The following is a 21,478-nucleotide window of genomic DNA, read 5'->3' on the forward strand; positions in this document are numbered from 1 at the left end:
CCCCCCGTGGGGTGCCGCCGCATGCTTACCGACGTATCACTTACACTCAACAGCTGGGGCGTCAAACAACGTTGGCTGCCCCCTTCTCGTCGTCGATGTCCGGGATCGGCCGGCTGGCCGGCGACCGGTGCCCGGGCCCGCCATGTACCCGGCCGGCCCGCGCGCGAGCGCAATACCGACGGCAGTTATTCGCATCGGCCGACGCGACGAACCGGCCGGTTGCGGCGCCGGCGGGATCGCGACATCACCGTGCCCTCCGGGCGCGGGCCGCATGGACGAGTGTCGGGCCCCCGAGAGTTGGGGCTACCCATGGACACTGTGGCCGGTAGTGTCGGACCCCACTGAGTCGGATACGGTTCCGTGCCGGGTTATGGGTCCACCGAGGCAATGGATGTCTCGACCGGGCCGGTCGGAATGGGGAGGAATGACGATCTCGATGGTTCATCCCGGGTACCGTTGGATGGTCGCTGCCGTCGGTGTGGCTGTGCTGACGGGTTGTGGTTCCGAAGGTTCGGTGGATCCAGTGGCGCAGCCGACCGGAGCATCGACTTCTCCGGCGGCGGAGCCGAGTGCGTCATCGACCTCGGCGACAGCCGTGCCCGAAGATTGCCCTGCACCGAATGTCTGGGATGTCGGCGCCCCGGGTTTCGAGGAACTGAAGACTGCTGTGACAACAGCGAAACTTCCGGCCGGAGCTTGCGTGACGGTGGTCAGTCCGGTGACAAGCTACGGGCGTCCTGACAGCTGGCGGGCGTTTTATATAGGCGTAGATGTCCCCACGGCGGCGAACCCGGATGATCTACGTCCTGTCGCCACCCGTATCGCGCAGTTGTGGAAGGGCAGTGAGATCGGTCCGCTCACGGACGAGTTGAGGGTTGTCAATTCGTATCCCGTGAAATACCACGAATATCTCCGCGATCAGAGTTTCCGGAACAATCCTTGGGACGGGACGCCGTCTTACGAAGCCGAGCTGGCCCGATGGACCGTCACCGCAGTGGGATGAACAGTCGCGCCGGCCGCGGCGCGAATGTAATGACCCCCGGACGGCGCACGATCATCCGTGCATGACGATCGCACGGAAATTGGTCACGACCGCAGCTGCCGGACTTGTCGGTGCGGCGATGGCGGTTGCGGCGCCGGGCGCCGCCGGCGCCGCCGATCCCTGCCAGCTCGGGGTGTCGAATGTCGGGCCCCGGACCTGTGCCACCAACGAGGTCCGGACGGCTCCGGCGTGGACGCTGGGCAACGGTGTCTGCGTCGGCATGCTGAGTGCCGCCGGAGTCGCCTACGACGGGCCCCTGTCGCAGTACCACGTCTTTCCGGGGACCGCCCATTCCGTCGAACTGCGGATCACGCAGGGCTTCTCCCCACTGGGCAATTTCGCGCCCACCCTGCTGGCTTGTGACGTCACAGCGATCGTCGACTGGCGCAACCTAGACACCGGCCGAAGCGGTTCGGTGAGCCATTTCATCCCCGCGGGCCACACGAGTTCCCGGCCGTTCTACCTGCACGTGGATTCGGGCCCGGGACGGGTCGCGCTCACCCTGCGCACCGACCGGCCGGGTGTTCCGGCAACAGCCGAAGTGTTAGTCCCCTGACCGCACCGAAACCTACGCGTGGCCGATGGGCCCCCATCGGCCACTGCTCACCGCTGCGAGATGCCGTACTGGGACAGCTTGCGGAACAACGTTGCCCGGCTCATCCCGAGTTCGGCGGCCGCCTGGCTCATGGTGCCCTGATGGTCGGTGAGTACGCGGACGATTTCCCCGCGCTCGAGCACTTCGATTCGCGACAGATGCCGGGTGCTACCGCCCCGGCCGTTCCCGCTGCTCGGCCCGTACTCGGCCGGCGGCTACCACGCAGGTGGGGTGTATTCAGCCGCGGTCAGGTCGGCGAGTCGCTGGGCGGTGTCGAAGTTCGGGGTGAGACGGGTTTTGGTCATGGCGAAGGAGAGGCCGGTCGCGGTGTCGGCATAGACGTAGCTGCCGCCCCCACCGACCCAGCCGAACGCGGTCGTGGACTCATCCGGCGGCGTGCCGAGGCGGCCGAGCGGATAGCCCAGGGCCAGTCGCGCGGGGTTGCCGAAGACCTGGTCGGTGCCCTCGAAGGCCACGGTAGTGACCTCGGTGAGCTGACGAGAGTCGATGAGCCGGCCGTCGAGGAGCGCGGCATTCGCGGCGGCGATTCCTCGTGCGGTGAAGGTGGCGACCGATGGGATATCCGCTTGCAGGATCTCGTGACTGTTGCCCATGGCCGCGGTCGGTTGCATTTCCCAGGGCGCGAGAACGGTGTCGCTGCCGGGTGCGGCGGACGGGCGTGGCCCGGCGTCTTCGAGTCGTGCCAGCCGCGGCAGGTCGGTTCGGGGCACAGCGAAGTACAGGTCGCCGTCCAGGCCCAGAGGTGCGGCGACCCATTCGTGAAGGAGTTGCCGCATCGGTTTGCCGGTGGCCCGGCGCGCGATCTCGCCGATGAGAAAGCCGAAGGTGAACGAGTGATATCCCGTCGCGCTCCCGGGGCGCCACAGTGGTTCGGCGTCGGCGATCGCGGCGCAGATACGCGTCCAGTCGGTGAGGTCGGCAGGTCCGATATCGCGAGGCATGGCCGGTACACCGACAGTGTGTGTGAGTACGTGTCGCAGAGTCGCGGACTCTTTGCCGTGGGCAGCGAACTCCGGCCACACTTCGACCACCGGCGTGTCGTATCCGACTGCGCCCGTCCGGACGAGCAGGTGAGCGATCAGCGCCGCCATGGTCTTGCCGGAGGAGAAGCTGAAGAACGGAGTCTCCGGCGTCACCGGTCGCCCGGTCGCGGTGTCGGCGACCCCGGCGACGGCGTCGACGACAAGTTCGCTGTGCCGGTACACGGCAATCTGCACGCCGGTTTCGGCGCCGGTGGCGACGAGTTCGTCGATGGCGCCCTGGACCTGCTGCTGCAATGCGGCCATCGTCACCGGTTCGGCCACGTGTAGCGAGTCTGGCTGGAGGTCGGTAGCTTGCCGAACGCGAATCCGACAGTCGGTGCTACTCGATACAGCCTGACATCACCGGTGACGACCGCCTCACCCAACCGATACCAGCTGCCGCCGGGATCGGTCAGATGCGTTCCGTACTTCCGTTCGAAGTCCGTGGCAGCCTGGGCACGCTCGGAGCGCTCGTCCACGACGGATGCCACACCCTCGATAACGACGTCCACACCGGTCAAAGCGTTCGTACCGGTTGTCAGCACACAGTGCGGATTGTGGTCGAGATTGACCGCCTTGCGCTCCTGACCACCGGTGGTGAAGCAGATTCCACCCAGACTCCACGCCGCCAGCAACGGCGTCACATGGGGACGCCCGTCCGGGCGCACCGTGGAAAGCCAGAACACCTCCGCCGCCCCGAGGACCGCCGCAGTCGACGCCCATGGCGTCGCCTGTGCGTCCGGAGACGAGAACGGTCCCAGCACAACATCCGGTTCACTGTCCGACATATCACATCCTCCGGGGTCAACGGGCTCGGTCGATCGACCGGCACCGGTGCGAACCGTGACAGCAAGCCGACCTTCACGCCGACCTGCAGACCGGCGTGGCTCCCTATATATGACGCGCGCTCGCCGGGAAACTCATCGGTCAGCCCGGGGGACCGGCAAGCCCTTCGGCGTAACCCGTATCAGGCGCCGGAAGGTTCAGAACTCCCGCGCACAGTCGGCTCTGCCACGGCTCGGTCGCGCTTCGCCTGAGTTCTCAATACGTCGATCTCGCATCCCGGCGCGTCCGGGTCGAACCCGTGCTCGACCAGCCAGCGGACTCCCCGCAGGCTGCGCAACGACCACCATGCGCGGATCACGTCGAGGTCGACGGCGGCTCCGTAGCCGGCGGCGACGTCGCCGAGACGTTCCGGGTGGCCGAGCGTCAAGGTGGCGAGGTCGTACAGGACATCACCCTGGGCTGCCTCGGACCAGTCGATCACACCGGTGACCACGTCACCGTCGACGAACACATGGGCGACCTGCAGATCGCCGTGCGTGAACACCGGCGTCCACGGCCGGAGTGCAGCCTCGGCAAGCCGGCGGTTGCGGGTGATCACGTCGGCGGGAAGAACGCCGTTCGTGGTGAGCCACGCGCATTCGGTATCGAGTTCCGCGGCCAGTTCGTCGATGCCGCGACCCGGCCGCGGCGGCAGCGGCGCGTCTTGCAGCATCCGTACAGCGGCACCTGCCGCGGCCCATGCAGCCGGTGACGCGGTCGACGGCTCGCCGAGGCGGCCGAGTGCCGCACCAGGGAGGGCGGCGAGTGCGAGCACGGGCGGTCGGCGCCACCGGATCTCCGGGGTCGGGATCGGCGCCCTTTCCATCGCGTCGACCTCGACATCGGTGCGCGCCTGATCGGCGTCGACCTTCAGGAAAACATCGCCCACGCGCAGCGTCGCGCACCCGTGATGGGCGACGACGACCTCCACCCCTGGCCCTTTCACGTCGCCATTATCGGGGAAGTCGCACCGACGGTCGCCGGATTTTCGGAGAGCAATGATCGGACTGGCGTTGCCGCGAAAGCCTCGAAGGCGCAGCGATGCCGATTCCGATCGACCGGGTGTCCGGCTGGAGACGAACGATCCGCGGTGCCGCGGTGTGACAGGCGCAGCTCTTCGGACAAGGGCCCGAAGTCGTTGATCCCGGTGTAGGTTGATCACCGAACAATTCAGTGCCTCAACGGTTTCCCAGCGGCGCTGTGTTCGCTCATCGGTTTCGCTTCCTGCTCGTCTCGCTTACTTCCCGGGAGATGCAATGCGTCGTGGACGGATTCTGTCGGCTTGTCTCGCTGTACTTGTGGCTGCCGCTCTCGGCGGAACGGGGGAGGCCACCGCCGGAGTGGACTCCACCTGCGGCGGGGCGGCATTCGCGCAGGACATGCTCGATGCCCACAACCAGTACCGGGCAATACACGGCGCGCCGGAAATGGTGCTCGATTCGGCGGTGACGGCCTCGGCCCAGCGGTGGGCCGAGCATCTGGCCGATTCGCAGATATTCGAGCACTCGCGAGGTTCGGGCAACGGTGAGAACCTCGCTGCCATGTGGGGCGGACGGCACACCGGGGTCTCGGCGACGAAGGCCTGGTACGACGAGATCAAGGACTACGACTTCGACACCCCGGCGGGGTTTTCGTCCGAGACCGGGCATTTCACCCAAGTGGTGTGGAAGGCCAGCACGAGACTCGGTGTCGGAGTCGCCTGCAACATCGGCGGAAAAGGTGGGCAGTATGTCGTCGCGCAGTACAACCCGGCGGGCAATACGACCGGTGACAACAACGAGCATTTCCGGGAGAACGTGCAGCGTCCGTAGCCATTCAACCGGCTTCGTCGTGGCGCGACGTGACCGGGGCCGCCGCGCTTCGGTCGGACCTACGGGTCTCATGCCTCCACAGCGTGTGGGCTATCGCGTTGCGCCCAGCGCGCCGCCGGCCCGACGGTGAGCCCCGCGGCCACGAGAATCCCGCCGAGCACGATCCACCCGGGCTGTCCCCAATCGATGCAGAGTACACCGAGCAGTGCCGGGGCCGCGGCCACGAAGACACCAGTTCCCATACCGAATATGCCCTGGTAGCGACCCTGCGCGTGGTCCGGTGCCAGGGCGAAGCTCAGTTCGAATTCGCCGGCTGCCTGGCCGATTTCGCCCAGCGTGTGCACGATTACCGCGACCGTCAGCACCAGACATGCGACGATCGGTGACCCCACGGCGCTCACGGAGAACAGGAGGCACGCGAATGCCAGGAGAACAGCTGCCCGGCGCGTGATCCGCGCTCCGTCGGCGACCGACTCGACGCCGCGGCCCGCACGCACCTGCAGGAAGATGACCAGCAGGGTGTTCGTCAGTAGTAGCGGGGAGACCAGCCAGGCCGGAGCCGTGGTGTGCGTGACGATCCAGAGCGGCAGCGCCACCGTGAGCACCGGATACTGTAGCGACAGCAGACCGTACACCCCGGTGACGCCGAGGTAGGGGAAATCTGCTCCCCCGCGGTGGCTTTCGCGGTCGCGGGCGGCTTCGGGCATCGGAGGCCGCGGTGGAATGCGCGCGATCGCCAGCGCGGCGAGCAGGAAACTGGCGGCGTCGGCGAGGATCAGCGTGACATACGCTGTGTGCGTGTCTTGCTGGATGGCCAGCCCGGCACCGGCGGCGCCCACCGCCACCCCGATATTGGTGACCGACCGCAGATAGCCGCGCAGTCGGGCTCGGGCCCGGCCGCCGATTTCGGCTATCAGCGCGCCTCGCACCGCCCGGCTGCCCTGCTCGGCAATGCTGACCATGATCGCCACGACGACGAATGCGGCGAAATCCCGGACCAGAACGAGAGCGCCGGTGGCCACCGCTTCGACAGTGAGCGTGACCAGGTATATCCGGCGAGCGCCGATACGGTCCGCGAGATGGCCCACGGCGGGACCCGCGCCGAGTCCGAGCAGGCCGGCGATGGACAGGCCGATTCCCACGCTGGTCGCGGACAGCCCCACCGATCGCGTCAGGAAGAGCACAAGTCCGGCGAGGTACAGCCCATTCCCGACTGCGGTGATCAGAATCGCCCACATCAGCGTTCGGGCGGGGCCTTCCGGCCGGTCCACCGCGATGCTCACCCCAGCACCACGGCCTGCGCCGGCGCCGGGCAGGGCAGATCCGCCCATAGCTCGTATCGAACACCCGTGAGCGAGCCGATGAGCGCCAAGGTCGTGTTGGCGTGTGTGACCACCACCAGCCGCCCGCTGAACCGGGGTGGTTCCGTGGTGTGCGCGAACAGGACGGGAACGGCCCGGCTCGCTACCGCTACCAGGCCCTCCCTGCCGTCGAACGAGCCGACGTCACCGGATCGCCACCGGGCGAACCCCGCCGGGCTGGCGATGGCCACCTCGGCCCGGGTGCGGCCTTCCCAGGATCCGAGGAACTCTTCCCGCAGATCTCGGCTGATCACTATCTGCCGGGGATCGATCCGAGCGCCGGTAGCTATGGCCTCTGCGGTCTGCCGTGCCCGGCGCAGGTCACTGCTGAGGATGATCTCCGGCTGTGGGTGCCGCAGCCGCCGGCCGAGTTCGGCTGTCTGGGCTCGCCCGGCGGCCGACAGCGGGATGTCCATATGCCCGCTGAACCGCCCTGTATGCGACCACTCGGTGGCTCCGTGCCGCACGATGACGATCTCCCAGTCAGGTGCGGCCACCCGAGCCACCCGATACATCGATGGAGCTCCCGGTGACATACGAGCAGAGCGGCGAAAGCAGCAGCGCGGCAACGGGCGCCACCTCTTGTGGCGTCCCGAGACGGCCGAGTAGCACGCCACGACGGGTTGCCTCGGATGCGCACCAGTCCGCGAACGCCTCGGTGGTTCCGGAGGCTTCGTAGCGGGCGCGCTGGCGATCGGTCGCTATCGCACCGAGGCTGATCGTGTTGACGAGTATCCCGGACGGGGCCAGCTCCACGGCGAGTGACCGAGCCAGATTGGCCACGGCCGCCCGGGCCGCGCTGACGGCGGCCATGTTCACCTCGGGAGCATGGGCCGTCACGCCGTTGACGACCACCACCCGCCCGGCATCGGAAGCCTCGAGCACGGGCAGCGCGGGCGTGACCAGGTTCAGCACCGATGTCACTTTCACCTGGAACTGGTTCTGCCACTCCGTCTCCGGTGTCGCCAGCACCCCGCCGGAGATGCCGGCACCCGCATTGGCCACCACACCGTCGAGCCGGCCGAACCGGTCCGCGGCCAGCCCCACGACCCGGCGCAGCGCTGCCGCGTCCTGGACGTCGACGGTGTGCGTCACCAGCCGCTCGCGGTGCTCTGTCGCCTGTGCGGCACTCATCTCACGCAGGCCGGCGGCGTCCCTGGCGCAGGTACTGACCGAGGCGCCCTCGGCGAGCAGCAGTTCGACGATCGCCCGACCGATGCCGCGGCTGCCGCCCGTCACGTAATAGGCCCGACCTGCCAGGCGAAGATCCACCGCGAGTCACCATCCCTTTCCGGACTTGGGCGGCAGGTGTTCGTCCAGCCACACGATGACGGAGTCGTAGACGCGGCGCACCCCGGCGTGGTCGTCTGCCATGAGCAGCGCGTCGACCGCATAGTCTGACACCTTCGCGGCCCGGCGCGGCCGATCGCCCGGCCGGTGGTCTGCGGTGAAGCGCACGACGCCGGGTAGATCGCATTCCAGCCCGCGGGGGAGCAGCCGGGGCGAGCGCGGAACGACGATATCGCCGTAGCAGCGCCCGGGGTCCGGCACCGTGCGTGCCACCGGCACCGGGTAACCGGCCTGGCCGAGGCAGGAAGCCTGTTCCAGGTCGATGCCGAGAGCTGCCCGGGCGATCGAGTTCAGGTTGCCACCGCCGGTGCGGCAGGCGATTTCGCAGAGGATCGGGCCGCGCCGGGGATGATCGAACAGTTCGCAGTGGAAGCTCGTCGTCTCCTCGGCGGCGGGCAGCGCGCCCAATAGCAGGGTGAGGTATTCGCGGGCGGCGGCCACGCGCGGATCGCCGGGATCCAGCAGCAGGATGCCGTGAGGGACCAGGTCGACCAGGGAACGCAGGCAGGTTTCGGTGTAGGTGCCGACCATCACGGCCTCGATCCGCCCCGCCCGCATCAGTCCGTCGACCGAGAGCATCGGCGCCTCCACCCATTCCTCGACGAGGAGATCGGCGGACTCGTCACCTGTCAGCGCTCGGGTATGTACCCAGGATTCGACCTCGGCCCGGTTGTGCAGCACGGTGACACCCACCGCGCCCGAGCCGTCCACCGGCTTTACCACCACGCCGCCGGGGTGATCGTCGGTGAAGTCCATGAGATCGGATAACGACTCGACGAGCCGGTGGTCCGCAACGGCCAGTCCTGCCTTTCCGGCCAGCGATTTCATCACCGATTTGTCCCGGAACGCAGTGGCCGATATGAGGTCCTGCCCGGGAACGGACAGGTGCGCCCGCAGTTCGGCGGCCCGGACCAGATCACATTCGCTCAGCGCGACGATCCGGTCGAAAGGTTGCCGGGCATGTTCCGCGGACACCGCTTCGTCGACGGCGCGGTTGCGCTTCCAATCCGCGAACAGCCGAGGCGCGGTCGGATAGCCGTGCTGTGCACCGTTCACAAAAGCGCGTGCCGCGGGGTTGTCCTCCGCGAAAAGGATTGCCTCCGCACCGGATTCCGCGAGCCAACGGTCGTAGCGGTGGGTGGTCAGCGGCTTCTTCGACAGTACGGCCACCCGTCTGCGGTCGTTCCGCGGCCGGCGGCGGATCATCTCAGCCACCCGCACTCCTCGGCCCACCATCGAGTGGTCTCGTCGATCCGGTCCCGTACCTGCTCGGCTGTGTCCGCGTGCACCGCCACAGCCGCCGCCGAATGTGCGGCGAATTCGGGTCCCTGCGCGAGAGTACCCGGGGTCATCTGCAATTCGAGCTCTGTTCCCTCGACCGGGCAGGTACCCGCAGGCGGGGCGAACCGGCCATGTCCGGGCGGGAAAATTATCCAGCCACCGGCGCGGCGGGGCGCGGCGGGCTGCTGCACCAGCGCAAGATCGAGTCCACATTGTCCACGCAGGTTCTCCCGGGACAGATGCACTCCGAAGGCATCCTGGTAGGTCGCCGCGACGAGAGCACCGCCGGTACGGGTGGCGACTTCGCAGAGCACTGGACTGCCGCCCTCCGGGAGCCACGCTTCCAGGTGAAAGCTCGTCGGACACGGCGGCGAGGGAAGAGCACGGTGGACGTCGGCAGAAAAACGTTGTAACACGGCCGTCCGCGGGTCGTCGGGGGCGAGCAGCACGCTGGACAGCTCCGACCCCGAGTGGGCCGCCTCCGCATTTCCGCTGTTGTACTGGCTGGGCCAGCAGTGCGCGACCTTGCCGTCGACGATCATTCCGTCCACGTGGAAGAACGGGGCATCAATGTATTCCTCCACCATCCACCGGCCCGGACGCTGTGGCGCCGCCGGCAGTTCTCCCGAGGCCAGGAACGCGGTGACCTCCGCACCGGTGCGCAGGATGCGTACGCCGATGGACGCCGAACCGCGCCGCGGCTTGACGACGACCGGCAGGTCCACGGCCCGGACGAACTCGATCAGATCGGTGGGCCGGTCGATGGCCCGCAGCCGGGGCACGCTGAGCCCGGCCGCCTCCACCGCGGTTTTCATGACCAGCTTGTCGCGATAGGCGCGTGCGGACACCGGCGACTGGCCGGGTAGTCCGAGCCGGTCACGCAAACGGGCACAGCGCAGCACATCGTCCTCGCTCGAACTGGCGACGACACCGACCCGATGTTCCCGTGCCGCGCACTCGGCCGTCCACTCGGTGGACCACGATTGGTAATTCGGCACCGTCCGCCAATCGAGGAACCGGGCCAGCACGTCTTCGCGTGCCTCCGCCACCGCCGCGGGCACGGTGACGAGAACTGTATCGGCCACGACCTCCGCGAGCCATTCGTGCAGCGGGCGCTCGGTGAGGGGCTTGCGGGAGAGCAGCAGAATCTTCTCCGGCACCGGCTTAATCGGCACCTACGATATCGAGCGGCAACAGGTTCGCCGGTTTCCATTCGGGCGCTGGGTTCACGACGCCCGTAGGGGTCGACCAGTTCAGTCGCGCCGGGCACGACGCGACACCGTGCTCGTCCATGATCCGGGGATAGAGTTCCCGCCGGCGTTCGACGCAGGCGAGCAGGCCGCCGTCCTCGGGGAACCAGCTGCCGAGGTATTCATCCGAGAAATTGCACACGAGCGCATGGCCACAGGGCTCACAGTAGATCTTGGCGACATTGGCGCAATCCTTGACCGTGAATCCCAGATTGCGGGCCGGTGGATAGCAGGAGACGGTTACCTCGGGGCCCCCGGGCTCCTGGATCTCCTCGTACAGTTCCTCCATGATTCCGGTGAAGCGGTCGAAAAGAGGCGCTGGACTCAGACTCAGCTCGGTCTGATTGGTCGCCGCCAGCCCCGACGGAATCCACGGCTTGATCTGTACGACGTCGACGCCGATCTCGCGCATGATGCGATAGATCTTCGGCGCCTCGTCGAAGTTGTGCTTTCCCAGCCCGATTCGGATGAATACCCAGAGACCGGCCTCTTTGGCCAGTCGGATATTGCGCAGAATCAGCTCCGCGTCGTCGGATTTCGAGCCCTTCATCAAAGCCGCCAGCCGGTTGGCGTCGGCAGTGTTGTAGGTGACCTTCACCCCCGCGAGCTTCATATCAACCAGCCGCGCTATCCGCTTCTCGTTCAGCAGCGTGCCATTGGTCACCAGCCGGGTCGTGACACCGCGTTCGCCCAGTGGACGGAAGAGATCCTCGACCAGATCCAGTGCCATGAGCGGTTCGCCGCCGGTGCCGTAGACGGCCTCCGGCTTCTCCGGTTCGGTGGGCGAGTCGATCCAGTCGAACAACGACTGCGCGAACCGTTCCGTATCGAGTGGATTCAACCGTTTGCCGATGAAGTCCTCGTTGACGCAGAAGATACAGGACCGATTACAGCCGTCGAGGAACTTGACTTCCACACCATCCGTGGGGATGTAGTCGGCCAGCCCGGTCTGCGGGAAGTTGTCCACCCGGAACTTGCGGTACCTGTCGAACTGCATGTCGCGATCAGTGTCCATGCTGAAATACCTTCTGCTGGAACGGGTTTCGTCGATTCCGAAGAATTCCTCAAATCTACAGTCGGGTCTGGTTCCGCTTCTCTCCCATCGTTGGGAACAACCGACTCGGGCTACGTGGCGCCCTCCTCGGAGGAAGGAATCGAAACGACACCCGCGGAGGGTAATCGGAATGGGAAGACCGAGAACCCAGCTCCGGAGCCGACGGTAGCGATCCGGTACGAGAGACGAAACGGTCTGCGGGGCCATGCTTCAGGACCGCATTTGTGAACTCTGCACAGTCCTCGAAAGGATTTCGAGGTCTCTTTGCCATCGCGCGACCGCCCTGGGCCGAGGCGGTGATAATGCGGTGATGACCGATCGGGTGCCGCGCCGGCCGGCGCAGTCGTGGGCCGGTAAGCGGCAGCGCCGAAGCGGGCGCGACCGCGGGTGCCGCGGTGAGAGCACTGCCGCAGTCGCAGAGGCACGTAGCAGGTCGCGTATACGTCTACCGGCCGCCTCTTCCGCTACCGTGCTCGGCGTCGGTCGACCGCAATGAACACTCAACCGCTGATGGCGCCCGCGGCCGTCGTGGGGTCGTATCGGAAGTGGCTTCTACAAGCTCATTTAAACCACATCAAGAACGTCCTCGGCGCCGGGTTCCGGGATTTCGGTGGATATCTCGGCGACGATGTCTACCGAGGCATCGGCCGGAACCTTCAGGATGCCGCGCTGGCGTTACGCAACAGTGATCGCCTCACTGCCCGGCTGCTCGAGGAATCCGGTGCCCACGCTGTTACGCGCTCGCCCTCGACTGCGTTGCCGGATAACCCCGGACAACTCCACACCTTGTGGTCGGATCTGTCTCGCCAGGAGAAGGACGTGTTGTACCGAACCGACCCATTTCTCGGTAACCGGAACGGGATCCCGCACGTCGACCGCGACTACTACAATCGGCAGACGCTGGCCAGGCTACAGGCCCGGGCTGCCGAGCTATCCGATGCCGACGCCGCGAAGAAGTACGTGAGAATCGCCAGAGCACTCGAGTCACGACCGGGGATGCCTCCACGTTATCTTGCGCTGATCGATGCCAGGTTCCGGGTGGCGATCGCTTCCAGGGATCCGGACAGCGCACCGAATGTCGTGACCTACGTTGCTCCGGCCGGTACCAATCCCATCACCGGGGGCGCGCGGCTCGACAAATTGCGCCAGTCGGCGCTGGCTGTGGATCCCGATTCCGACCCGTCGATCATCGCGTGGTCCGGTTACGAAGGGGCACCCAGCGTCAGCAGATCGATCGAGGCGGTGCACGCGCAGAGCGGGGCACCGCTGTTACGCGGATATCAGGAGGGATTGCGCGTAACGCACGAAGGCTCGCCTGCCCGCCATACCGTCCTCGGCTATTCCTACGGCTCCGTCACGGCCGGTCATGCTGCCGCACACGCGCCACTGGAAGCCGACAACGTCGTCTTCTTGGGGAGCTTCGGGGTGGGTGTGGACCATGCTACCGACTTGAAACTGGCCGGGGTCGACCCGGGAGATATCGAGCGACATGTGTTCTCCACAGTCGCTGAGCACGACTGGATACGGCTCATGCCGAAAACTCACGGAGAGCCCCCCGCCGGCCCGGGTTTCGGTGGAATAACGTTCACTACGGATTCGGACCGAGGCCCTTGGACCTCGCTCGGCTGGAACCCGCACGACCACCATCGCTACTGGGACACCAGTAATCAGGCGATGGTCAACATCGGGCGAATCATCACCGGCCACGGACATCTGGTGACATGAGAAGAGGAGGCGGCTGCCTTGGAATGTGAAATATCGGAAGCGGAATCGCGGCGGCACTTGTTCGGTTGTCTGGTCGAAACCTTGGCTGTGCTCCCTGTCGAACTCTCGTTGTCGCTACAACATCCAACGAATCCGCGAGCGCAATTTCACGACGGGATAACCATGCCTTTCGACGATGATGACGACGAGGGCGTGGGCCCGCACTACTTCGAAATATCCTACTGGATCGCAGGAGCTGGTCCGGACGAATCCGATCGGCACTTCGACTCGGTTGCGGCCGGCTGGCGAAAGATGGGCTGGGAGACCGGGGTCGATCGGAATACACGGCCGCGGGCGGCCTTCACCCGGGCGCCCGGTGGGTACGGACTGACTATCCAGCAAAGTATCAAAGGCGACCTCAGCATATCCGCCTCTACCCCCGGATTTCTGCGTGACACAAGGGAATCGAACCCGGCACCCGCGACCATTGCGCATCCGTGACCGGCCCGCCGTCGGCCGGGGCTCTCTCCGCGGTAGCCACTACTGAGGCTGTAACTTGACCAATATCTTCGACGCCCACATGTGGGTGCCCCCGCTCGGATATACGACAGGCGCCATCAATGGAAACAGGCCGTGCCTCAGCTCCCACGGAGCCAGCGCGTCCCCCGATCGCAAATAGTAGTCCTTCGCTGCCCCCTTATTGACGATCGCATTATGTACGACGAACTCGGTCGAATCGTCGGCGAGCTTGAAATTGTATGCGAGTATTCCGCCGTCGGCCAGTGACGCCGCAGCTTTTTCGACCACCTCGTCGAGTTGGCCGTCGGAGAGATGCGGTACACCACCATTGATGGATATTCCATCCCACGGGCCGCCGAAATCATCCGTGATCATATTGATCTCTCTGGCATCGAAGCCGGATTCTCGCAGCATCTCCACGCTACGCGGAGACGCGTCACTCAGGGTGACTTCGAAACCGTGGTCCCGGTATACGCGGCCGTCGCGCGGTCGCGGTCCACTGGCCAGATCCAGCACCCGGGGAGTCCTCCCGTTCTGCGCAGCCCTGAGTTTCAGCGATTCGGCATACACGTTGAGCCATCCTCCGGGGCTGTGCTGTGCCGGATCCGGCTCCACTACCGCCGGTGTTTTCGCGAGGTACACGTCGATATTCCTGTCATATGCCTCGATCGTCCGGTTGTTTCTGTCCAAGAGCCGTGCACTGTCCGAATCAACGTCCGGAACAGTTTTACCGAGCCAACTGACAACGCCGCCCGTTCGGTCGATATCCCGAGAGTGAATGGTCGCCGAATTGTGGACGATATTCTCTATCCTTTTTTTGACCAGAAGAAGTAAGGCGACTCCGCGAGCGGGCAACAGTGAACCTCCGGAATATGTCGGTCACGTACGATGAACCAGGTCCTCCTGTGCCGGCATCAGGGCGGCCACCAGATGGTCGCGGCGATCACCAATAGTGGTAGTCCGATCGCGATTACGAAGCCGGCCACTGTCAGGGCGCTCATGGTGTCTCCTGCCCGGATATCCAGCGCGCGAAGCCGAGGCGCGTCGGCACAGTCTCGCTGTCGGTGATATTCGCTGCGCCACACGAGCGGGTCGCCGAGCAGGTCTCCGCGTGAAGTCAGGCGGAAATCTCGGACGGCCGGCACAGGACGCTTGTGCCGAGGAGACGGCACGCCTGCAGTGCCAGTGCGATATCGAGTTTTCCGTGCGGGCCCGGGCCGGTGCGGGTCGCCTCGACTGCCTTGGTGATGCGATATTTCACCGTATTGCGATGCAGGGTCAGTGTCTGGGCTGTCTGCACATGACTTTCGCCGGTCGCGTAGTAGGTGCTCAGCGTGTGACGCAGCGTCGCCGCCTGCTCCGTGTCCTCGGCGAGCGCGCCGAGGACCTCCTGTATCCATACCCGGGCGCCAGGTAGGTCCTTGGCCAGCAGGGAAACAACCGCGACCCCCGGATCGCCGAAACCCACCGCGGAGGACAAGACCGGTGCGCCCGGCACAGTGACGACGGAATAGGCGGCGCGGGCCTGTTGATGTGAGCGCCGGAATCCGGCCGGGCCGTGACCCGGCAACCCGGCCGCGACCCGGATACCTTCGGAGTTGGTGGTCGCCGCGCTCGAGTCGGATACGGTGACGTCCGGCCGTCGCCTACCGAACGGCAACCACGCCCAGACCGTCCGGCGGTCGATGGCCGTGACGATCGGCGAACCCCCGGCCGACAGGGACCGGCCGATGGTGCGCACCCGGGCATCCAACAGGTTCAGTGTGCTCGCCTCGTCCGGCCCCTCACGCCACAGGATGAGCGCCAGATGCTCCTGGCGCAGCCGATACCCGGTCTCGTGTTCGAAGGCGGCGATATCGGGCCTGTCGGTGGAAAGAATCTCGTGCACAGTGGACGAACGCACACTGCCGCGGGCGTTCATCCAGCGTGTGCGCTCGGTCTCGTAGGCCTCGAAGACGTAACCCGTGATCCAATCGATGTAGCGGTAGATGATCTCGGTGAGTCGCTCGAGCACCGCCAGGGACAGCGCCGCGGGCAGTGCGCGGTGTCCGATTTCGCCGTAGCAGAGGCGCAGCATCTCGTGCTGTCCCATGTGATAGGCACGGACCAGAGAATTCGAGGGAACCTCGCGTTGGGCCAGCCGCAGCGCGTATTCGACGGCGGCGGTGGTGGGCTGGAGATGCTCGACGGGAATATCGTTGGCCAGGACGTCGATCACGGTGGCCACATTGCCGCGCACGCTGGCTTCGAGCATATCCACCAGGCGTGGGTCGTCGTCGAGATGGTCGATCTCACGCGCCATGAGGGCGCTCATCGCCTCGCTGATCTGGCGTTCGCGCGATTGCAGCGTGTGTGCGATCTCGGCGATGACGGCGACCACCTCGGAATCGGCGGTGGCAGGCACCCGCGCCGACTTGCGCTGAGAAGCTGGTTTCTCTGGGAGAGTCATCGGATACGTACCTTCTTTTCCACGGGCGCCTCGGTCTTCGCGAATACCGCAGTCGTCAAGCCGTGGCCTCGGTGCCAGTGGGTAAGGGTGCGGCCACGGAGGCTTCCTGAGGATCGACCGGTTCGGACGGCACCTGCGGCGCCCCGGTGGCCAGGACCCACTCCACCCCGAGTGGGATGGGACCGTTCGGTAAATACCGGATACCGCCGGTCATCGGCTTGAAATGTCCGGCGAGCGGACCCCAGGATCCGGCGAACCCGAGTATCTCCAGCAGGATCGTCCACAACAGCAGCTTCCGATAGACGATGGCTTCGTTCCACCAGCCGCCGGGGAGGGTGATTCGATCGATACGACGGCGTGACGCGGTGCCGGTCGTGGACGATGCTAGTCAGCCGACCGGTCATCCAGAACAGCCGGTAGAGACATACTTTCGGCGATTCGTTGTGAAAGGTGCACAACCGGCTCAGCCCAGGTGGGAACGCTTGTCGTGGGCAACGATATTCTCGACGAAGTCGCATCGAGCAGTTCATTGCCGGACCGCTACCTCGACCGATCAACCGCGTAGTTGCGGGCATACCGACGCGGAATATCTGCCGTTTCGACAGCCTCGACCCCGCCCGTGCGTGCCGTCACCGTTCACGTCGACGAGCACAGGAGTGAACTCGAGATCCGCTCCCGAGCGTGCTCGTCGAACGCTCGGCTGAACGCGTAGACCGGCACCGGCAGTGCCTCGTCACTGCGCCAGAGTGAAACCTTCGTAATCGTCGGCGGCGACCTGGTCGCATTTTTCGCGATAGGCCCCGACGCCCCCGATGTAGGCGTACATCACCCTCGGCTTGCCGGGCACATTCGACCCCACGTACCAGGAGTCGACCTTCGGATAAAGCGTCATATCGCCTGCTTCGCCGACGTGCCGGGTCCATTCCTGCTCCGCGTCGGCTTCGGCCTCCATGGTCGTGACACCCTTGGATCGCATCGCTTCGATGGCGTCCGCGACCCAGTCGACATGCTGCTCGATGGACACCAGCATGTTGGACAGGACCGAGGGGCTACCCGGGCCCGTGAGCGTGAAGAGGTTCGGAAAGCCCGCAACGGAGAGACCGAGGTAGGTGACGGGCCCGGCGGCCCATTTCTCCCGCAGCGACGCACCACCCCGGCCGCGGATGTCGATCGCGTCCAGCGCGCCGGTCATCGCGTCGTATCCGGTGGCGTAGATGATGTCGTCGAACTCGAAACTCTCCTGCGTCGTCTCGAGCCCGGACGCGGTGACCTCGGTGAGCGGGGTCGCTCGAACGTCCACCAATCGGACATTGGGGCGATTGAAGGTCTCGTAATAGTCCGTCCCCAGGACCGGGCGCTTGACGCCGAAGAAGCCGACGGGCTGAAGTAGCCGGGCGACAGCCGGATCCGTCACGATCTCGGCGATCCGGTCGCGGATGAACTGGGCGGCGGTCTCGTTGGACGCCTCGTCGGAGAGCGTATCGGTGAATCCGACCATCATGCTCACGAGTTCGCTGTCCTTGTCGGCCCATACCTTGCGGTAGAAAGCATTCCGCTCATCCTCGCTCACCTCGAGCGCCCCCTTGGTGGCCGCGGGCTGCGCGATGCCGAACGACGATTCCCGGTTCGCCTTGCGCACCTCGCGGTAGCGTGATTTGATCCCGCGCTGGAATTCGGGATCGATCGGGTGATTGCGGGCGGGCAGAACATAGTTCGCGGTCCGCTGGAACACGGTGAGTTGCTCGGCCGCTTCGGCGACGAGCGGGATGACCTGCACTCCGGAGGAACCGGTGCCGATCACCGCAACCCGCCGGCCGGTGAAGTCCACCTCCTGTTCCGGCCAGTTGCCGGTGTGGAAGCTGCGGCCCCGGAACGTCTCGATACCCGGAACTTCTACCATCTTCGCCACCGACAGGCAGCCTGTCGCCATGATCGCGAACCGCGCCGAGACGATATCGCCCCGGTCGGTCGTGATCCGCCACCGCGCCGCCGACTCGTCGTACACCGCGGCGGTGACCCGCGTCCGCAATTGCACGTCCTTACGCAGATCGAAGCGATCCGCGACGTGGTCGATGTAGCGGAGCAACTCCGGCTGCGCCGGATACTTCTCCGTCCACTCCCACTCCTGTTCGAGGTCCGGGTCGAAGGAGTAGTTGTAGTACACGCTCTTCACGTCGACGCGTGCGCCCGGATAGCGGTTCCAGTACCAGGTGCCGCCGAGCCCGTCACCGGCTTCGTACACCTGCACCGAGAGACCGAGTTCGCGCAACCTGTGCAGCATGTGGAGGCCGGCGAAACCCGCTCCGACGACGACTGCGTCGATCTCGCGAGCCTCCTGCCCGGTCGAGAATGCGGAGTGCTCCGAGGTCGTTGTCATCGTGGGGCCTGCCTTTCAATGAGTCGCCGTGGGATGCCCGGACAGTGGTTCGGTTCGACTGCGTGCCGGGCCGGCAGTTACCTGATCGAGGGAAGAGCGGGGTGTGAGGTGGTGGTCGGATGTCATATGCGGTGCCGCCGCAGAAATTCTTGCCCTCCCTCATGCTGCTGCTCGTCGGACAACTCCGCCTCGGCCTCAGGCGAGACGCATCGGCGGGCACGCCGGAAATCGGACCGGTAGTGCCGCCAATGCGCGATGGAACTGCCCCGGCCGCCAATCCAGTTCCTGCACGGATACTTGCGAACGGATATCCGGCAGGGCGTCGAGCAGCAGGTCGATACCCTGCGAAGCGATCGTCAGGGCGAGGGACTGCGCCGGGCAGGCGTGCGGACCGGCTCCCCACGCCAGGTGCGACCGGTTGCCTCCGCGGTCACCCCGCACCACCGGGTCGTTGTTGCACGCGGCCAAGCTGATGACCACCGGTTGGTCGGCCGGCAGCCATGTATCGCCGACGAGTTGCGGCTGTATGGGGTAGCTCACGCACCAGTTCGCCAGCGGCGGGTCCTCGAACAGCACGGCATCGATGGCGTCCCGGGTGGCCACGGCGCCGCTGATGACCTCGCCGCCGTACTGCTCGTCGGTCATCAACAGCAGCAATGCGTTGAGGATGAGATTGCAGGTCGGCTCCGTGCCCATCGAGAACAGCAGCGCCGCCTGATTCACCATCTCCATGAGATCGAGCCCGTCCGGATGCTTCAGCAGCTCGGAGGTCAGATCGTCGCCCGGCTCGGCCTGCTTCTGCTGGACAACTCCGATCAGGGCTTCGACGAAACGCTGCTGCCCTTCCTCGGCGCCGACTCCCTCCAGCATCGCGGCCATCCCCTCGTAAGCCGCGGCCGCGGCGTCTTCGGGAAAACCCAGCAGTTCGCTCAGGACCCGGAAGGTAAGGGGATACGCGTAATCCATTCGCAGGTCGGCGGTACCACGGACGCAGAAGGTATTGACCAGTGCCTCGGCAGCCCGCGCGACCGCGTCGTGCACCTTGTGCAGGTCGACGGTTTCCAGCGCGGCGATGATGGTGCGCCGGTACCGCTCGTGTTCCGCCCCTGCGGTTCGCAGCGCGTTGGGGCGATAGCCCAGCATCGGCACCAGCGGGCAGTCCGGGGAGGCGTTCTTCTCCCATCGGCGGGAATCGGCGGGGAAATGGGTCTCGTCGTTCAGGATGTGCACGGCCACCTGGTAGCCGATCACGAGTGTCGCCGGCACACCGTGAGCAAGCTCGATCGGTACCAAGGAGCCGTGGCGTCGCATGCTCTCGTAGACGCGGTGCGGGTCGGCCGCGAACGACGGGGCGTCCAGCCGAACAAGTGAGTCGGCGGGTCTTGGGGATCCGTATGCGATCGGGGATTCCCTCTGCAAACCCGGATCTGTATTGCTCAACGCGTGACCCTCGCGAGCGGAAGCGGGTTCTGTCCCTCTATGCCTGCTGGGGGACGGCCTGGCATTCGGTGTGTCGGCACGTTAGGCGACTGTACCGTAATTCGTAGCAGTACAACGTTTTTAGAGAAACCAGCACGGGAGCTTGTTGCTTGTTTTTTGCTGAGGCCGAGTCCGTTCGCCTCGCGTCGCGAATCGAAGGACCGAGATCCGGCATGGGCATTCGGTTGTCAGCCGGGCACGATTCACATGTTGGTCACGGACCGCCGACCACGCGATCGGCGGCTCACGGGTGGCGTAACGTGGAGCGCGGTTCCGGGGGACAAGCCATCGGGCGCGTCCCCGAACCGACCTCCTGCCCGCTCCGGAGGCCACCGGCACAAGCGCGTGGCCACGACCGAATCGAGGTCGGCGCCCACGTGGATGCCCCAGCGAACTCCCCCGACGCAGTGACGTCCTGCTCGCCTGATGCGGCGAAGACCCGCAATATCTCGCGCCCGACGCGTCTGCATTCCCACAGCGTTGTCTCGACGGCCCTGGCGCTGCACAGCGATCACGCGTTGCGCGAGCTCGTGGATGCGGCCGCGCCGATCGGCGCCGGTATCGGCGGGAAGTCCGCGCTGCTGGAGGTCGCCGGAATCCCGGTCTTCGTGAAACGAGTGCCCCTCACCGACCTGGAACGGCAGCCGGAGCACGTCCGGTCGACGGCGAACCTGTTCGACCTGCCGCTCTTCTGCCAGTACGGCGTCGGCCTCATCGGCGCGCCGGGCTTCGGGGCCTGGCGCGAGCTCGCCGTGCACGCCATGACGACGAACTGGGTGCTCGCCGCCGAACACGACGGCTTCCCGCTGATGTACCACTGGCGGGTGCTACCGGACACGACGCCGCTACCCGGGGAGCTCGCCGACCTCGACCGCGCCGTCGCCTACTGGGACGGCCGGCCCCAGGTACGCCACCGAATCGAGGCCCTCCGGGACTCTTCGGCAAGCATCGCGCTGTTCCTGGAGTACATCCCACAGAACCTGCACGAGTGGCTGAACGACCGGATCGAGGCAGGTGGCGAGGCCACCGGCCGGGCCTGCGTCATGGTGGAGCGGGAACTGGGCGCCGGTATCGCGTTCATGAACAGCCGTGGGCTGCTGCACCTCGACGCACACTTCGAGAACATTTTGACCGACGGTCGACACCTCTACTTCGCCGACTACGGCCTCGCTCTCTCCTCCGGGTTCGACCTCTCGCCGGCGCAGGCCGCGTTCTTCGACCGGAACCAGAGCTACGAGCGCGGCGACGCCGCGGCCGACCTGGTGGACTGGTTGATAACCGCCCGGTTCGGGCGGCGGCGGGGGGGCCGGGAGTTTGGCGCCGGGATGGTGGGCGCAT

General features: G+C 66.0%; 19 protein-coding genes and 1 pseudogene. 5 read left to right on the forward strand and 15 right to left on the reverse strand.

Annotated features, from left to right (window positions below):
• Nucleotides 1-667 precede the first annotated feature (667 nt).
• Complete coding sequence (locus tag QH195_RS26235; protein ID WP_280437368.1) at nt 668-1,003, forward strand: hypothetical protein; 336 nt, start codon at nt 668-670, stop codon at nt 1,001-1,003.
• Between the two features lie 61 nt (nt 1,004-1,064).
• Entirely contained in the window at nt 1,065-1,598 is a 534-nt protein-coding gene (locus QH195_RS26240; protein ID WP_280437369.1) for a hypothetical protein, read from the forward strand.
• Nucleotides 1,599-1,645: 47 nt separating this feature from the next.
• On the opposite strand, the gene QH195_RS26245 is transcribed toward QH195_RS26240, so the two are convergent.
• The 4 genes from QH195_RS26245 to QH195_RS26260 form a co-directional block, all read right to left on the reverse strand.
• Nucleotides 1,646-1,780 (reverse strand): helix-turn-helix domain-containing protein, encoded by a 135-nt coding sequence (locus QH195_RS26245; RefSeq protein ID WP_280437370.1) that lies wholly within the window; start codon nt 1,778-1,780, stop codon nt 1,646-1,648.
• Between the two features lie 72 nt (nt 1,781-1,852).
• On the reverse strand, nt 1,853-2,962 hold the full coding sequence (locus QH195_RS26250) for a serine hydrolase domain-containing protein (protein WP_280437371.1): 1,110 nt from the start codon (nt 2,960-2,962) through the stop codon (nt 1,853-1,855).
• Nucleotides 2,947-3,468 carry a pyridoxamine 5'-phosphate oxidase family protein gene (locus tag QH195_RS26255; protein ID WP_280425084.1) on the reverse strand — a complete coding sequence of 174 codons (522 nt, stop codon included), beginning with the start codon at nt 3,466-3,468 and terminating at the stop codon, nt 2,947-2,949. Before QH195_RS26255 ends, QH195_RS26250 begins: the two co-directional genes overlap by 16 nt.
• 179 nt (nt 3,469-3,647) lie before the next feature.
• A complete protein-coding gene (locus tag QH195_RS26260; RefSeq protein WP_280437372.1) occupies nt 3,648-4,451 on the reverse strand; it encodes a phosphotransferase family protein in 804 nt (267 codons plus the stop codon).
• 352 nt (nt 4,452-4,803) lie between these two features.
• Here QH195_RS26260 and QH195_RS26265 point away from each other — a divergent pair, with 352 nt between their 5' ends.
• Complete coding sequence (locus tag QH195_RS26265; protein ID WP_280437373.1) at nt 4,804-5,316, forward strand: CAP family protein; 513 nt, start codon at nt 4,804-4,806, stop codon at nt 5,314-5,316.
• Between the two features lie 68 nt (nt 5,317-5,384).
• Here QH195_RS26265 and QH195_RS26270 read toward each other — a convergent pair whose 3' ends face one another.
• Genes QH195_RS26270 through QH195_RS26295 form a run of 6 tightly spaced genes read right to left on the reverse strand, consistent with a single transcriptional unit; the run spans nt 5,385 to nt 11,573 of the window.
• A complete protein-coding gene (locus QH195_RS26270) occupies nt 5,385-6,599 on the reverse strand; it encodes an MFS transporter (protein WP_280437374.1) in 1,215 nt (404 codons plus the stop codon).
• Nucleotides 6,596-7,174, reverse strand: a complete 579-nt coding sequence (locus tag QH195_RS26275; RefSeq protein ID WP_280437375.1) for a histidine phosphatase family protein — start codon at nt 7,172-7,174, stop codon at nt 6,596-6,598. Before QH195_RS26275 ends, QH195_RS26270 begins: the two co-directional genes overlap by 4 nt.
• A complete protein-coding gene (locus tag QH195_RS26280) occupies nt 7,161-7,949 on the reverse strand; it encodes an SDR family oxidoreductase (protein ID WP_280437376.1) in 789 nt (262 codons plus the stop codon). The genes QH195_RS26275 and QH195_RS26280 overlap by 14 nt, the downstream gene beginning before the upstream one ends.
• Nucleotides 7,950-7,955: 6 nt before the next feature.
• A complete protein-coding gene (locus tag QH195_RS26285) occupies nt 7,956-9,242 on the reverse strand; it encodes an ATP-grasp domain-containing protein (RefSeq protein ID WP_280437377.1) in 1,287 nt (428 codons plus the stop codon).
• A complete protein-coding gene (locus QH195_RS26290) occupies nt 9,230-10,483 on the reverse strand; it encodes an ATP-grasp domain-containing protein (protein ID WP_280437378.1) in 1,254 nt (417 codons plus the stop codon). The genes QH195_RS26285 and QH195_RS26290 overlap by 13 nt, the downstream gene beginning before the upstream one ends.
• Nucleotides 10,473-11,573: a radical SAM protein gene (locus QH195_RS26295; RefSeq protein WP_280437379.1), complete on the reverse strand. Its 1,101-nt coding sequence runs from the start codon at nt 11,571-11,573 to the stop codon at nt 10,473-10,475. Before QH195_RS26295 ends, QH195_RS26290 begins: the two co-directional genes overlap by 11 nt.
• A 531-nt stretch (nt 11,574-12,104) precedes the next feature.
• Between QH195_RS26295 and QH195_RS26300 the strand changes: the two genes are divergently transcribed.
• The gene (locus tag QH195_RS26300; RefSeq protein ID WP_280437380.1) at nt 12,105-13,337 is read left to right on the forward strand and encodes an alpha/beta hydrolase; all 1,233 of its coding nucleotides are present in this window, start codon (nt 12,105-12,107) and stop codon (nt 13,335-13,337) included.
• Nucleotides 13,338-13,856: 519 nt separating this feature from the next.
• Here the strand turns inward: QH195_RS26300 and QH195_RS26305 are convergent.
• The 5 genes and pseudogenes from QH195_RS26305 to QH195_RS26325 form a co-directional block, all read right to left on the reverse strand.
• Nucleotides 13,857-14,690 carry a methyltransferase domain-containing protein gene (locus QH195_RS26305; protein WP_280425074.1) on the reverse strand — a complete coding sequence of 278 codons (834 nt, stop codon included), beginning with the start codon at nt 14,688-14,690 and terminating at the stop codon, nt 13,857-13,859.
• Between the two features lie 262 nt (nt 14,691-14,952).
• Nucleotides 14,953-16,284 carry a PucR family transcriptional regulator gene (locus QH195_RS26310; RefSeq protein ID WP_280437381.1) on the reverse strand — a complete coding sequence of 444 codons (1,332 nt, stop codon included), beginning with the start codon at nt 16,282-16,284 and terminating at the stop codon, nt 14,953-14,955.
• 193 nt (nt 16,285-16,477) lie between these two features.
• Nucleotides 16,478-16,672, reverse strand: a pseudogene (locus QH195_RS26315) (DUF3556 domain-containing protein); the annotation flags it as partial.
• Nucleotides 16,673-17,017: 345 nt separating this feature from the next.
• Entirely contained in the window at nt 17,018-18,661 is a 1,644-nt protein-coding gene (locus QH195_RS26320) for a flavin-containing monooxygenase (protein WP_280437382.1), read from the reverse strand.
• Nucleotides 18,662-18,856: 195 nt separating this feature from the next.
• Nucleotides 18,857-19,927 carry a cytochrome P450 gene (locus QH195_RS26325; protein WP_280437383.1) on the reverse strand — a complete coding sequence of 357 codons (1,071 nt, stop codon included), beginning with the start codon at nt 19,925-19,927 and terminating at the stop codon, nt 18,857-18,859.
• Between the two features lie 590 nt (nt 19,928-20,517).
• On the opposite strand from QH195_RS26325, the gene QH195_RS26330 reads away from it, so the two are divergent.
• The coding region (locus QH195_RS26330; protein WP_280437384.1) for a protein kinase family protein at nt 20,518-21,478 on the forward strand (961 nt) is incomplete at its 3' end.

Source organism: Nocardia carnea (assembly GCF_029868855.1).
In the GTDB taxonomy this organism is placed as follows: Bacteria; Actinomycetota; Actinomycetes; order Mycobacteriales; family Mycobacteriaceae; genus Nocardia; species Nocardia carnea_A.